Origin of the sequence: Gordonia humi, assembly GCF_014197435.1 — a bacterium.
In the GTDB taxonomy this organism is placed as follows: domain Bacteria; phylum Actinomycetota; class Actinomycetes; order Mycobacteriales; family Mycobacteriaceae; genus Gordonia; species Gordonia humi.
The window spans coordinates 4,380,118-4,394,225 of sequence record NZ_JACIFP010000001.1; the positions used below are offsets into that span (position 1 = coordinate 4,380,118).

At 68.0% G+C, this 14,108-nt stretch carries 13 protein-coding genes, 1 tRNA gene and 1 pseudogene; 9 read left to right on the forward strand and 6 right to left on the reverse strand.

What is annotated here, in order from left to right:
• Positions 1–496: 496 nt before the first annotated feature.
• Positions 497–2,092: an ATP-binding cassette domain-containing protein gene (locus BKA16_RS20265; RefSeq protein ID WP_183372375.1), complete on the reverse strand. Its 1,596-nt coding sequence runs from the start codon at positions 2,090–2,092 to the stop codon at positions 497–499.
• Positions 2,089–3,696, reverse strand: coding sequence for an ATP-binding cassette domain-containing protein (locus tag BKA16_RS20270; protein ID WP_183372376.1), 1,608 nt, complete (start codon positions 3,694–3,696; stop codon positions 2,089–2,091). Before BKA16_RS20270 ends, BKA16_RS20265 begins: the two co-directional genes overlap by 4 nt.
• A 41-nt stretch (positions 3,697–3,737) precedes the next feature.
• Between BKA16_RS20270 and BKA16_RS20275 the strand changes: the two genes are divergently transcribed.
• The 7 genes and pseudogenes from BKA16_RS20275 to BKA16_RS24350 all read left to right on the forward strand — a co-directional run.
• A complete protein-coding gene (locus BKA16_RS20275) occupies positions 3,738–4,349 on the forward strand; it encodes a TetR/AcrR family transcriptional regulator (protein WP_221246930.1) in 612 nt (203 codons plus the stop codon).
• Positions 4,350–4,419: 70 nt separating this feature from the next.
• On the forward strand, positions 4,420–5,403 hold the full coding sequence (locus tag BKA16_RS20280; RefSeq protein WP_246371836.1) for an ABC transporter substrate-binding protein: 984 nt from the start codon (positions 4,420–4,422) through the stop codon (positions 5,401–5,403).
• Positions 5,400–6,038: an iron chelate uptake ABC transporter family permease subunit gene (locus BKA16_RS24110; protein ID WP_343067545.1), complete on the forward strand. Its 639-nt coding sequence runs from the start codon at positions 5,400–5,402 to the stop codon at positions 6,036–6,038. Before BKA16_RS20280 ends, BKA16_RS24110 begins: the two co-directional genes overlap by 4 nt.
• Positions 6,020–6,409 (forward strand): FecCD family ABC transporter permease, encoded by a 390-nt coding sequence (locus BKA16_RS24115; RefSeq protein WP_281378503.1) that lies wholly within the window; start codon positions 6,020–6,022, stop codon positions 6,407–6,409. The genes BKA16_RS24110 and BKA16_RS24115 overlap by 19 nt, the downstream gene beginning before the upstream one ends.
• Positions 6,406–7,287: a FecCD family ABC transporter permease gene (locus tag BKA16_RS20290; protein WP_183372378.1), complete on the forward strand. Its 882-nt coding sequence runs from the start codon at positions 6,406–6,408 to the stop codon at positions 7,285–7,287. The genes BKA16_RS24115 and BKA16_RS20290 overlap by 4 nt, the downstream gene beginning before the upstream one ends.
• Positions 7,288–7,335: 48 nt before the next feature.
• Positions 7,336–8,624, forward strand: a protein-coding gene (locus tag BKA16_RS20295; RefSeq protein ID WP_183369294.1) for an IS3 family transposase whose coding sequence is annotated in 2 segments (ribosomal slippage) — positions 7,336–7,630 and positions 7,630–8,624 — 1,290 coding nt in all. Because the reading frame shifts where the segments join, the coding sequence is not laid out codon by codon here.
• A gap of 87 nt (positions 8,625–8,711) precedes the next feature.
• Positions 8,712–9,086: pseudogene (locus BKA16_RS24350) on the forward strand (recombinase family protein); the annotation flags it as partial.
• A 186-nt stretch (positions 9,087–9,272) separates the two neighbouring features.
• Here BKA16_RS24350 and BKA16_RS23685 read toward each other — a convergent pair.
• The 4 genes from BKA16_RS23685 to pgm all read right to left on the reverse strand — a co-directional run bounded on the left by BKA16_RS23685 (position 9,273) and on the right by pgm (position 12,565).
• Positions 9,273–9,770 carry a hypothetical protein gene (locus BKA16_RS23685; protein ID WP_221246932.1) on the reverse strand — a complete coding sequence of 166 codons (498 nt, stop codon included), beginning with the start codon at positions 9,768–9,770 and terminating at the stop codon, positions 9,273–9,275.
• A gap of 76 nt (positions 9,771–9,846) precedes the next feature.
• Positions 9,847–9,919 (reverse strand) — tRNA-Ala (locus BKA16_RS20305).
• Positions 9,920–10,036: 117 nt separating this feature from the next.
• On the reverse strand, positions 10,037–10,780 hold the full coding sequence (locus BKA16_RS20310; protein ID WP_343067546.1) for a DsbA family protein: 744 nt from the start codon (positions 10,778–10,780) through the stop codon (positions 10,037–10,039).
• Between the two features lie 144 nt (positions 10,781–10,924).
• A complete protein-coding gene (pgm, locus tag BKA16_RS20315) occupies positions 10,925–12,565 on the reverse strand; it encodes a phosphoglucomutase (alpha-D-glucose-1,6-bisphosphate-dependent) (RefSeq protein WP_183372379.1) in 1,641 nt (546 codons plus the stop codon).
• Positions 12,566–12,632: 67 nt separating this feature from the next.
• On the opposite strand from pgm, the gene BKA16_RS20320 reads away from it, so the two are divergent.
• A complete protein-coding gene (locus BKA16_RS20320; protein ID WP_183372380.1) occupies positions 12,633–13,256 on the forward strand; it encodes an alpha/beta fold hydrolase in 624 nt (207 codons plus the stop codon).
• Positions 13,253–14,107: an ATP-binding cassette domain-containing protein gene (locus BKA16_RS20325; protein ID WP_183372381.1), complete on the forward strand. Its 855-nt coding sequence runs from the start codon at positions 13,253–13,255 to the stop codon at positions 14,105–14,107. Before BKA16_RS20320 ends, BKA16_RS20325 begins: the two co-directional genes overlap by 4 nt.
• Position 14,108 lies beyond the last annotated feature (1 nt).

Consider the following 14,108-nt stretch of genomic DNA (forward strand, 5'->3'; position numbering starts at 1 on the left):
CTAGACGCCATGCGACCAGCTCGTGCACAGGGTATGAGCGTCACGGGATCGCTCGACGAATCGGTATCGGTACACGGTACGGGCGAAGACCCGGTGACGCTCTCCGCAAACGGCGCGGGAGCGTTCGTCCACGGAGGCGCCTCCCAGAACCGAGGTGCGACACCGGGACCCACCGCTGGGCGTTCAACCCCATCGCGATCAGACAGGTCCCCCGCCGGAAACGCCCAAACAGCACGCTGAGGGGTTGCTGTTCCCGGACGCCCGGACGATCGTGGCCACTGCGCGGAGTGTGCTGGCGTCAGCGATGAGGAGATGTTCGGCGATGTCGATGCCATCTGCGGGCAGCGTGGGTTCGTAATCGGCCGGGTCCGCGGAGGTGAGGGTGACGCGCGTGTGTCGCTGGAGGCGATGCTGCGGATGCTGGTGATCTCGGCGTTGGCGGAGACGAGACGCACGTTCTGTTGAGCGAGTTCGCGGACGCGGTGTCGGATGGTGGTCATGCCGGCTGTGGCCCTTGCAGAGTGATGGTGCGGTCAGGGCGCCAGATGGCGGGGTCGCGGTGCGTGACGAAGACGAGAGTCGCATCGAGGTCGGCGAGGGCGTCGGCGATCCGCTCCTCTGTGGCCGCGTCGAGGGCGGAGGTGGCCTCGTCGAGCACGAGCACCGGCGCGTTCTTGAGGAGAGCGCGTGCGATCGCGACGCGTTGACGTTCACCTCCGGAGAGCGCCTGCCCATGAATACCGAGGTGCTGATGGATGCCCAGCGGGTTGCGAGCGATCACCTCGCCCAGTTGGGCGCGCTCGGCTGCGTGAAGGATCTCATCGTCGGAGGCTCCGGGGCGGCCGAGTCTGATGTTGTCGGCAAGCGTACCCGTGAGCACGACTGGGTCCTGGGGGACGTAAGCGATTCTTGCGGTGATCTCTGCCTCCTCGAGTGCAGAGAGCGAGACGCCGCCAAGAGTGACAGCGCCCGCGGCGGGATCATCGAAACGCTGCAACAGTCCGAGGAGCGTACTCTTGCCCACGCCGCTGGATCCGGCGACGTGCACGCGTGCCCCTACGGGAATGGCCGCGGTGATCGCGCGGAGCGCGGGCGGATGCGCGACGTCCCGAAGTCGGATCTCAGAACCTGCCGGAGGGACGGGGTCAGCGGGGACGGGCAGACTCGGCGCCGTCGCGGCCGAATGGTAGGCCGAGCTGTGTGAACGTACCTCGTTGAAGTTCACGCCTGCGAGGGCGAGTTCGTCGATCGGGGCGGACGCCCGGATGGTGAGCACCAGCAACGCAAGAGCTTCCGGCGGGGTCGTGAACTGTCCGGAGACGGCGAGCAGGATCAGCATCCCGGCAATGGGCATGACCGACGCGAGAGAAGACGCGAGGGTTGCGGGCGCCGCGGCCCGGTTGGTGCGCGCCATCGCCTGTTCCTGTCGCGCCCAGACCTCATCCGCGCGGACGAGACCTCGGGTGCCGGCGGCGGTGCGGATCAGCTCGAGGTGGTCGACGAACTCCATCGTCGCTCGCATCGCCTCCTGTTCGATGCGATGACGCTCGGCGTCGGCGCGTTGCAGGTGACTCTGCGCGAGCATCTGCGCGGCGAGGGCGGCCAGCAGCAGGAGGGCGAGCACGCCCGCCTCTCGAGCGCCTGACACGAACCCGACCGCAGCGACCATGAGAAGAGGGGCAAGCGGTGCGCAGATCAACGTCTGCAGCTGGTGGGCGGGCACACCCATCAGCGCCGGTATGCTGCGTCCGGCAACGGTGGTCACGAGCGCACGGTTCTCTGCCGTGAACCATGACAGCTTCGCAGTTGAAAGGGATCGGCCGAGCTGGGCATAAAGGTCGCCGGCCAACCGGGCGCCGCCCAGGTATCCGGCGCGGGAGACCAGCACGGTGGCGACCAACGACACAGCCGCCGCGGCGACCACGGGCAAGACGCCGCCCCGGTCGCGGACCGCGACGGCAAGGACCGTGTAGGCGGTGGCTTCGGCGAGGACCGCGAGCACCCAGCCGGCGCCGATCCAGGCCATCCGCCGTCTCGCCGCGGCCGGAAGACCCGGCCGCACGTGCTCGGGTGCCGAGGTGCTGCGATTCATCGGTCGTCTCCTTCCGCAGGTGCGGCCGCCGGGGCGAGCCTGAGGACATGGTCGGCTCGGAGGGCGAGGCGCGGATCGTGGGTGACCGCCACGACGGTCTTCCCGTCAGCCCGCGCGAGCTCTTCGAGTTCGTCCCAGAAGCGGGTGGCTGTCGCGTCGCCGAGGGCGCTCGTGGGCTCGTCGAGCAGGATCGCGCCCGTCTGCGCGAGGAACGCGCGGGTCAGCGCGACGCGCTGGCGCTCGCCACCGGACAGCAGAGCGGCGTCCGTGTCGAGCGGGAGATCGAGCTGGGCGCGAGCAAGGGCAGCCGTCAGCGTCGCGTCGTCGGCATCGGGGGCGGTCAGGCGAAGGTTCTCGCGGATGCTTGCTGGGAGCACGTCGCCGCTCTGCGGGATCAACAGCACCGCCTCCGGCCGTGCCTCTTCGGAAAACGCTGACACGTCGGTTCCGCCGACTCTGACGATGCCACTCACGGGCGGCTGGAGGCCCGCGAGCACGCGAAGGAGGGTACTCTTTCCCGCACCACTCGGACCCGTGATCGCCGTCACCGCGGACGCCGGTGCGGTCAGGGCGAGCCCGTCGAGGATCGTCCGACCTTCCGCCGAGACCACGATCCCGTCCGCCAGAATGTCTCCCGGCCCATCGACTGCGTTCGCGTCGCCGTGCGGTAGCGCGGGTTCGGCGAGGAGCGCACCGATGCGTGAGGCGGCGTTCCGTCCCGCGGTGACGTAGTCGAGGCCGTGTCCGAGTCGGAGTGCGGGTGTGACGAGGGCGAGGCCGAGCAGGAGGATCGCCGCGAGCACGGCGGACTCCCGGGCGGAGCCGACCGCGTAGGCGATGGCGTAGCTGGACACCGCCTGTAACAGGCCGATGGCGACCGCGGCGGGAGTGGCGACGCGGCGCACCCAGGCGAGCATGCCGGAGGTGAAGCGCCGTGTGGCGTCCGTGTAGTCCGCGAGGGCGCCGTCCGCTGAGCCGTAGCTACGGAAGACATGAATCCCACGGGCGTAGTCATCGACCGCAGTCGTGATCTCGCCCATCACCCGGCCCCGTTCGGCACCGTGTTTCGCCGAGAGCCCCGGGATCCACATGAGGTAGGCCGCCCCGGCAAGCGCCCCCGGGATGAGGGCGAGGAGGGATGCGGGCCCGGCAAGTGTCAGCATCAGAATCACGGAGCACACGGGGACCGCGACGAGAGTGGCTGCCTCCGCGGGGAGGTGAGCGATCATATGGTGCAGCGCAGCGACGTCCTCTGAGACGAGCCGGCGCGAGTGATCCGTCGGGTACGCGGCCAAGCGAGCGGTCGGCAGCCGGAGCAGGCGACCGGCCACCTCGCGCCGCACACGCGCCTCGAACCTCCCCTCGACAGCGTGCGCGAGCCACGAAGCGCCCGCGGCCAGGAGCGCCCCGCACAGCGAGGCGCCGCTGGCCCAACCCACCGGCGCGGGCCCTGGAGTGTCGATCATGCGCACGATCTGCCACATCGCGGCCAGGCCGAACAGGCCTGAGAGCGTCGTGCCGGCCGCTGCGACGGCCAGTGTCGGGAGGGAGGGACGCAGCAGTCGCAGGACGGCCGGGTCGAGGAGAGGTGTCGTAGTTGCCACACCCTAACTATACGCGTATAGTTAGGGTTAGCTAAGACAGAATGGACGACATCGTGAGCAAACTGGATCCCGTGCAGGTCGTGGACGAGGCCCTCGCCGTCGTGCGCTCCGATGGCGAAGCCGCGCTCTCGATGCGGTCCCTCGCCACGAAGCTGGGCGTGACCCCGATGGCGCTGTACCACCACTTCGCAGATCGCGACGCGCTGCTGCTCGCGCTGGTGGAGCGGGTATCCGAAACGATCGTGTTCCCGACGCCGTCGCACGATCCCGCGCGGGACTCTGTCGACCTCGCCCTGTGTCTGCACGGCTTCCTCGTCGAACACCCATGGATGATCCGCCTGATCTCCACCGGCAGGCTCGCAAGCCCGGCCGGCCTCCGGTTTCCGGAAGGGTTCCTCTCCTGCGCACGCCACGCCGGGCTCGATGACGAGGCGGCATTCGTGTTCTACCGCACCATGTTCGCGACCATCCTCGGGCAGGCCACCATCACCTGCGCCAAGCGGAACCGCCCGAGCGTTCTCCCCGAACACGCCGGAGCCCGCCCGCTGCTCCCCGTCGTCACGGAACTGACGCCGCGCTGGCCGGAACTCGACGCGGCGCAGACCCCGGCACGTGTGTTCGAAGCCGTAACAGGCATCCTGCCTTCCGCCTGAGGCCATACCCCACCAGAGAAACGAGAAAAGACCCATGCCCAGATCCGTTCATACCCGTACCGCCTCCGCGATGGCTGCAGTGCTGGTCGGCGCACTGTTGCTCGCCGGCTGCGCCTCCGGACCCGCTGCGCCTTCCACGGACGGATCCGCGCCCGGCGACGGCGCATTCCCGGTGACCATGCACAACGCCTACGGCGACGTCGCAATCAAGAAGAAGCCCGAACGGATCGCCGCCCTCGGCTACGCCGACGTGGCGCTGGCATCGGCGATGGGTGCGGAAGTGGTGCTCGTGCCCGAATCGTTCACGTCGGTCGCCGGAGTAGGCGATGACAAGAACCTTCCGTACATCGACCCGCTCCCCGAGGACACGACCTGGGTGAACCCGATGAGCATCAACGTCGAGCAGGTCGCTTCCACCAAGCCCGACCTCATCCTCGCCACCGCCGCATTCACGCTGGACGAAGCCATGTACCAGCAACTCAGCGACATCGCACCCGTCGTCACCTACGAGAAAGGCCTCTACCAGGCCGCCAGCAAGGAATCCGCGGTACGCGTGGGCCAGGCCCTCGGTGACCCCGGGGCCGCCGATCAACTGATTCAGCAGGCCGACGACGCCATCGCGAAGACGAAGGAAGAACTGCCGAACCTCGACGGCGGCACCTTCCTGTACGGGCAGGCCCGCGACGGCGTGGTCGTGTTCCTGGTCGATCAGGAGAACGTCACGGCCCGGTTCATGCAGCAGCTCGGGCTCGTCTCCCTCCCCGCGATCACGGAACTCGGCGGACAGGGCTCCGTGCCCGGCTCGATCGACGTGAGCTTCGAGCAGGCCCCGCTGTTCAACGACGCGGGCGTGCTGTTCATGACGTACCAGTCCGACGCCCTGCAGCAGAAGTTCGAGTCCGACCCGATCGTGTCCCGGCAACCGATCATGCGGCAGCGGTACGTCCCCGTCGGCCTCGATGCCGCGACCGCCCTGCAAGACCCCAACGTCGCGGCCGTGCCGTGGCTGCTCGAAGAGCTGCGCCCCGGCCTCGAACTCATCCCCGCGACGTGACCCGCCCGCTCGAGGAGGCGGCGGCTGCCCGCCGGCCACGACTCCTCGCAGCGGTGCTCATCGCAGCCATCCTGGTGGGCCTGCTCGCCTCCGCCAGCATCCTGATCGGTTCCCGACCCATTGGCCCCGCCGAGATCATGGCGATCGTCGACGGCAGAGGGTCGGAGGAGGTGCGCACCCTCATCGGCCAGGTACGTCTCCCGCGCACCCTCGCCGGGTTGCTCGTCGGTGCTGCGTTGGCCTGGGCCGGGACGCTCATGCAGGCGATGACCCGGAACCCCCTCGCAGACCCGGGACTGCTCGGCGTCGGATCAGGGGCCGCGTTCGCGGTGACGATCGGTATGAGCTGGCTCGGGCTCCGCTCCGCCCTCGGGATCGCGGCCTCCGCGATCATCGGTGCCGCAGCGGTCACCACGGTCGTGCTCATCCTCGGCCTCCGGGGGCGTGCGGACGGGTCTCAGCTGATCCTCGCCGGAGTCGCCTTCAGTATGACCATCTCCGGCATCCAGTCGGCCATCACCCTGCTGAACCCCCGAGCTCTCGACGCGATGCGAGCCTGTCCGCCGGATCGCTCGCAAGCCCCGACCGCGAGGTCATCACCCTCTCACTCCCGATACTGGCCGCCGGCGCTCTGATCGCACTTCTGCTGGTCCGCCCGATGGACGCGCTCGCTCTCGGCGACGACCTCGCCCGCGGCCTCGGCTCACACCCCCTGACCACCCGAGCGGGCACCGGGCTCGCGGCCGTATGCCTCGTCGGTGCCGCCACCGCGATCGCCGGGCCCATCGGATTCATAGGCCTCATGGTGCCGCACATCGTCCGCCCCTTCACCGGCCCCAGCACCGCACCGCTCCTACTCGTATCCGCGTTCACGGGCGCCGGCTTGGTCCTCACCGCCGACATCCTGTCCCGGATCATCCTCTGGCCGGGAGAGATCCCCGTCGGGATCGTCTGCGCAGCCCTCGGGGCGCTGGCGATGCTCTTTCTCCTCCAGAGACGCCGATGAGCCGAAGCTCGATCGATCACAAACCCGGCGATCGGACCGCATGGCGGTGGGCCGCCGCGTTCCTCGCACTCGCCGGTCTGATCCTCGTCTCGCTCGCTTCCGGCGACCTGCCGCTGACCCCGCAGGAAGTACTCGACGCGTTCCTCGGACGCGCCGACGACTTCACGACGACCGTCGTTCTGTCCTGGCGGCTGCCGCGCGCGCTCACCGCCCTCGCGTTCGGCGCAGCCCTCGGCACAGCCGGCGCGATCTTCCAATCCCTCACCCGCAACCCGCTCGGCAGCCCCGACGTGATCGGCTTCAACACCGGCGCGTACACCGGTGTTCTCCTCATGCTGCTCCTCCTACCGGCGAGCGGGTTCCTCACTATCGCGGTGGCCTCCATCGTCGGTGGGCTCACGACAGCGATCCTCGTGCTCGCCCTCGCTCGTCACACGGGAAGCGGCGGCCGCGGCCTCATTCTCACCGGGATCGCCATCAGCGCCCTTCTCGCCGCGGTCAACACCTGGCTGCTCTACCGCACCGACACCGCCACCGCGACAACCGGTTCCATCTGGGCCGCCGGCACCCTGGACAACATTCGCTGGGCGCAGGCCTGGCCCGCCCTCACAACCCTGGCCGTCATCGGAATCGCCACCGCCGCCGTTCTCCCGACACTTCGCATCCTCACCCTCGGCGACGACCTCGCGACCGCACTCGGCTTACGAGTGCCCCGCACGAGAACAACGCTCACCGTCTCCGCGGTGCTCCTCACCGCCACCACCACCGCGGTCGCCGGACCGATCATGTTCATCGCCCTCGCCGCCCCGCACATCGCGAACACGCTGCTCCCACGCGAACGACCGATCCTCGCCGCAACCGTCTCCGGGGCGATCTGATCCGTCCCGGGATTTCCGGAGGGTTCGTCTCAAGGGAAGATGGATCTCATGGCAGCAGGAACGAAGCACTACTCGGCGGAGTTGAAGCGTGACGCGGTGACGATGGTGGTGGAGTTGGTGGGTCAGGGTTCGACGGAGTGGGCGGCGATGAAGAAGACCGCGGACCTGCTCGGTGTGGGCGCAGCCGAAACGGTGCGCCAGTGGGTGCGTAAGGCCCCCGGCGTCGGGGCCGCCTCGGTCTCCTCGGGCGGCGCTTCGGCCGATACGGCTGAGGAGGTGCGTCGGCTCCGCAAGGAAGTCGCCGAACTCAAACGTGCCAACGGCATCCTGAAGGCGGCATCAGCTTTCTTCGCGGCCGAGATCGACCGGCCACATCGCTGATCGTGGGGTTCATCGGCGCTCACCAGGGAAACCGGGTGGGCGCCGATGGTCTTGTCTGGGGAGTCGATTCGATGTGCCAGGTGCTCACCGAGCACGGTATGGCCATCGCCCCGTCCACGTACTACGAGTACCGTCGGCGGAGTCCGTCGGCGCGCATGCGGGCGGATGCTCGCGTCATCGACGCGATTTTCACCATGCGCCGGCAGCACCCGCTGACCCGCGTCCTGGGCTCACGCAAGACATGGATCATATTGCGCAGCAATGGAATTGATGTGGCGCGCTGCACCGTCGAGCGTCTCATGAGTGAGATGGGCTGGCGCGGGGCGTCGAAGAAAAAGTCCCCGCGCACCACGACCCCCAACCCCGAGCATCACCGGCCGGCCGACCTGGTCGACCGCCACTTCTACGCGGCCGCACCCAACCGGCTGTGGGTGGCCGACTTCACCTACTGCCGCACCGTCGGCGGCTGGGCCTACACCGCGTTCGTCACCGACGTCTTCGCCCGCAAGATCGTCGGCTGGAAAGTCGCCGCGGAGATGACCTCCGACCTGGTCACCACCGCTATCGACAACGCGATTGACAACCGGAAACGTTGTGGCACAACGGCTTTCGATCATCTGATTCATCACAGCGATGCGGGGTCGCAGTACACGGCTCTCGCGTTCGGGCAACGGCTGGCCGCAGCGGGGATCGCCGCCTCGATCGGCAGCATCGGTGACAGCTACGACAACGCGTTAGCCGAATCGGTCAACGCCGACTACAAGAACGAACTCGTCGACAACCAGCCCCGATTCCACGGCGTCGCGGAACTGTCACTGGCCACCGCCGAATGGGTCGCGTTCTACAACCGGCAGCGGCCTCACAGCTACTGCCACGACCTCACCCCCGACCACGCCGAGCGACTCCACTACGATCGGATCGCCACCCTCAATCCGGAGGAGGCACTCACGACCTGAGCTCTCCGGAAACACCGGGATGGATCAGTCCTCGCGTCCATGGCCGAGTTCTACTCCCTCAACCTCGCCCAAGAAGTCCTCAAAGGCATGACCCAGAAGGCGACCATCGGTGGCACGCCCACCAAAGCTCCCATCGGCTACCTCAACGTGCGCACCGCCGACGCAGGCGGCCGCGAGGTTCGAGACATCCAGATCGATCCCGAACGTGCCGACCTCATCCGGTTCGCGTTTACTGCCTACGCCACTGGAGATTGGTCCCTGTCCTCCCTGGCACGAGAGCTGGAGACTCGGGGACTGACGACACGGCCCACACCATCACGACCCGCCAAGCCAGTCACCACGACCGGGCTGCACAAGATCCTTACCAACCCGTACTTCCAGGGCACCGTCACCTTTGGCGGTGTCACCTACGACGGCACCCACGAACCTCTTGTCGATACCGAGACATGGCTGCGCGTCCAAACTCAACTCGACGCCAAGAACGCACGCGGGGAACGAGCCCAGAAGTACGACCACTACCTGAAAGGATCGCTGCACTGCTCCTGCGAGGCCAAACTCATGATCGAACGCCCGCGGGACAACCAAGGCGACCGCTACGAATACTTCACCTGCACCGGCAGGCGCCGCAAACGCAACGGTTGCACACGCTCAGCAGTCCTCGCCCCGCGCATCGAACAACGCATCGAAGCCACCTACGGCACCAATAGCATCACTGAGCAAGAAGCTGCCGCCGTGCGCGCCGTGCTGAACAAGGTGTTCGACCAACTCGAAGCCTCCAGCGACGACGAACGGAAACTCCTCGAAACCCAGCGAGACAAACTCGACGCCGAACGGCTCAAACTCGTCCAGGCCCACTACGCCGACGCGATCCCACTCGACCTGCTCAAGAGTGAACAAGACCGCATCCGTACCGGCCTCGACATCATCAACACCCGGCTCGACAACCTCACGGACACATACGCCACCGCACGCGAAGGACTCGACCAGATCACCAGCATCCTCACCGACCTGGACGACCTCTACAGCAAGTGCGAACCCGCCGAACGACGCCTCCTCAACCGCGCCCTGTTCGACAAGATCGTCATCGACGAAGAGGAAAACGTCACCTACAAAGCAACTGAGCCCGTCGCCGGCATCCTCAGCCACGCCACGGCCGATCGGGGGCTAGAAACGAACCTGCCCCGCCATCAGACGGGGCAAGTTTCGATTTTCTCAACTTACGTGGAGCTAAGGGGACTCGAACCCCTGACCCCCACACTGCCAGTGTGGTGCGCTACCAGCTGCGCCATAGCCCCGTGTTCACTTGTTCGCACTGTTCGCGTGGCCGCCCTGAGTGCGTTGATTAAGTTACCGTATCGGCGAGCGGGCGGCCAAATCGGCAGGTGGGACGGCTACGCGACGGCAGAGCAGGTTCAGGACGGCGACTTGCGGGCCGACGGCGGGTTGGCGATCACATCGTCGAGCCAGCCCGTACCGTCGGTGATTCCGTCGACGCGGGTGCCGGCCGAGAGGACGGTCGGCGTGGCGACGTTGCCGTCGTTCGAGTTGGCGAGCTGCTTGCTCGACTGGTCGGCCATGCTGCGCGCCTCGTCGACCAGGGCGCCGTCGGTGATGCACTTCTGCGCCTCCGGCGTCGCACCGGCATCGGCTGCGAGAGTGGCGATCTCGGCGTTGGACGGGTCGTCGCCCGACTTCGCGAACAGTGCCGAGTGAAGCTTCCAGAAGACGTCGCGGTCTCCCCCGTTGCGAGCCACACAGAGGACGGCGCCCGCACCTCGCGAGGAGAAATCGCCCGAGTCCGATTCGGAGTCCAGGAAGTTGAGCATGTGAAAGCGGACACGGATCGCACCGTCGGCCACCTTCTGCTGAATCGCGGCACCGGAGGAGGCCTCGAAGTCCTTGCAGTGCGGGCACTGGAAGTCTTCGAAGACATCGATCGTGTCCGGAGCGGCTTTGTCGCCGACGATGAAGGCCGCGTTCTCGGCGAGCACCTTGTCGTCGACCGGACCGCCCTTGTCTCGGGTCATGTACAGGACACCGAAGACCACGAGGGCCACCACGATCACCGCGCCGAGACCCATCAGGACATACGACGACCTGCTCGACGTCGCCTGCGGCTCGTACTTGGAATTGACCCGTTCACTGCTCTTGCCCACGGTGTCGACTGTAGCGGTGCGCCCGGTCCCGCCGGATCGGCGTGGGGTTCGCGCCGGTCACAGTCCTCGGCCCGCTCGCTTCCCGGCTCGGACCGCAACCGGCGGAAGACACTCGACCGACAGGCGCGTCGACCGGGCCGGCCTCTACCCCAGCACCGAATCGACCAGCGCCTGGGCCTGCTCCTGAACGCGCGAAAGGTGCTCGGCGCCGCGGAAGCTCTCGGCGTAGATCTTGTAGACGTCCTCTGTCCCCGACGGACGCGCGGCGAACCAGGCGTTCTCGGTAGTCACCTTGAGGCCGCCGATGGCTCGACCGTTGCCGGGCGCCTCGGTGAGGATCGCGGTGATCGACTCCCCCGCCAGCTCGGTGGCGCTCACCTGACCGGCCGAGAGCGCACCGAGACGGGCCTTCTGCTCGCGGTCGGCGGGTGCGTCGATCCGCGCGTACGCCGACTCGCCGTACTGCTCGGCCAGTTCGGCGTACCGCTCCGACGGAGTCTTGCCGGTCACCGCCAGGATCTCCGACGCGAGGAGATCCATGATGATGCCGTCCTTGTCGGTCGACCACGGCCGACCGTCGAACGTCAGGAACGACGCCCCCGCGCTCTCCTCCCCGCCGAACGCCACGGATCCGTCGAGCAGACCGTCGACGAAGTACTTGAAGCCGACCGGCACCTCCATGAGCGGTCGCCGGAGACCGTCGACCACCCGGTCGATCAACGACGACGACACCAACGTCTTCCCTACCGCGGCGTCGGCTCGCCAGCCGTCGCGGTGCGAGAACAGATAGTCGACGGCAACGGCCAGATAGTGGTTGGGGTTCATCAGTCCGGCGTCGCCGGTCACGATGCCGTGACGGTCGGCGTCGGCGTCGTTGCCGGTCGCGATGTCGAACTCCTCGCGTCGGTCGATCAGCGACGCCATGGCATTCGGCGACGAGCAGTCCATCCGGATCTTCCCGTCGGTGTCGAGCGTCATGAATCCGAACCGCGGGTCGACACGCGGATTGACCACCGTGAGCCCGTCGAGGCGGTAGACGTCCTTGATCTCCGCCCAGTAGTTCACCGACGCCCCGCCGAGCGGATCCGCACCGATCTCGACGCCGGCCGCATCGATCGCCGCGAGGTTCACCACCTCACCCAGCGAGGTCACGTACTCACCGGCGAACGGGTACTCGATCACCAGTTCCGACTCGCGGGCACGCTCGAACGGGATCCGCTGCACATCGCGCAGCCCGCCTTCGAGGATCTCGTTGGCGCGCTCCGCGATCGGCGTGGTGATCGGGGTGTCGGCGGGTCCGCCGTTGGGCGGGTTGTACTTGAAGCCGCCCTCGGCGGGCGGATTGTGCGACGGCGTCACCACGATCCCGTCGGCCCGCACACCCGGGTTCTCCGTGTTGAACCGCAGGATCGCCCGTGAGACGGCGGGGGTGGGCGTGTAGTCGTCGTCGACGGCGGTGAAGACGGTGACACCGTTGCCGCAGAGCACCTCGATCGCCGACCGCCACGCGGGCTTCGACAGCAGGTGCGTGTCGAACCCGATGAACACGGGACCCTCGATGCCGGCCTTCTCCCGATGTTCGACGATCGCCTGCGTCATCGCGAGCACGTGATGATCATTGAATGACCCGGCCAGCGACGATCCGCGATGCCCCGACGTCCCGAACACGACCCGCTGACCGGGGTCGGCCGGATCGGGTCGACGCTCGTAGTACGCGTTTTCGACCGCTGCGACGTCGATGAGATCCTCGTCGCGGGCGGGGGTTCCAGCTCTCGGGTGCGCCATGGATCCGATTCTGCCACCCGAGTTCCCCTATTGTCGGTGTCGACCGATCACCGATTGTGGGGCACTCATGGACTTGTCGATATCCGACCCCGAGCTGGCCGTCCTCGTGCTGCCCGGCGGCACCGACTTCAGCTACCGACCGTTCTCCCGGTTGCAGGGATCGGCGATGCGGATGTACCCGTTCACCGTCTCGATCCAGGCCAGGTTCGGCTCCCGCGTCCGGGTCCGCCAGCCGCGCTATCGCGTCTACGGCTGGAACGGCGGACAGGCGAGCCCGATGCCGTATGCGCGCCGGGCCCTCGATCGCCTCGCCGACGAGCACCCCGACACGCCCATCGCCGTCATCGGACACTCCATGGGCGGCCGGATCGCCGCTCAACTCGGCGACGACGCGCGCGTCACCGACATCCTGGCCCTCGCGCCGTGGTGGCAGTTCGCCGACTGGCGGCAGATCCACGACCAGGCGCGGGTGGTGGCCGTGCACGGCGAGGCCGACACCGTCACCCGTCCCGCGCGCACCGCCAAGGGCATCGCCGAACTCGCCGACCGAGGACTGGACGCCTCCTACGTCTCGGTGCCCGGCGGCGGTCACCCGATGCTCGACCACCTCGGCCTCTGGCACGGCGAAGCCCTCGCCTTCGTCGACCAGGCCCTCAGCAGGGCACGGGTCCGGCACGGCGCGACCCGGTGACCGCACCCGTGCCCGTCCTGTCCGGCACCGGGCTGGCCCGCGCGTTCGGCGGTCACCACGCCGTCGTCGGCGCCGACATCGCTCTGCACCGCGGTCGGGTGACCGGTCTGGTGGGGCCCAACGGTGCGGGCAAGACCACCCTTCTGCTGATGCTCGCCGGTCTGCTGCGCCCCGACACAGGCACCATCCTGTTGGACGGTGCGCCCGCCGAGCCGGCCGCCGCACGCGCCCGCATCGGCTGGATGCCCGACGTCTTCGGCACCTGGGAGTCGCTGACGCCGCGCGAGATCCTCACCGCCTTCGCCCGCCTGCACGGCGCCGACGCCGCGGCCGCCGATCTGCGCGCCCGCGAACTGCTGCACCAGGTTCACCTGGTCGAGTTCACCGATGCCCCGGCGTCCGGGCTGTCGCGCGGACAGAAGCAACGACTGGGGCTGGCCCGCGCACTGGTCAACAGGCCGCAGATCCTTCTTCTCGACGAGCCCGCGTCCGGCATGGACCCCCGCTCGCGCATCGAGTTGCGCGCTCATCTGCGGGCCGTCGCCGACGCGGGCGCCGCGGTCCTGGTGTCCTCGCACATCCTCGGCGAGCTCGAAGAGATGGCCGACGACGTCGTGATGATGACCGGTGGTCGCACCCGTGTGCCGCCGCCGACGACGGCGAGCCGTTGGCGCATCCGCCTCGTCGACCAGGCGCCCGATGCCGCGCACATCGTCGAACTGGCCGACGACGCGGCGGCCGCCGCATACCTGGCCCACTACGTCCGACAGGACATTCCGATCGCCGAGTTCACCCGCCTCGGCACCGGGCTCGAACAGGCCTACCTCGACCTCGACGCGGACAGGACCTGAT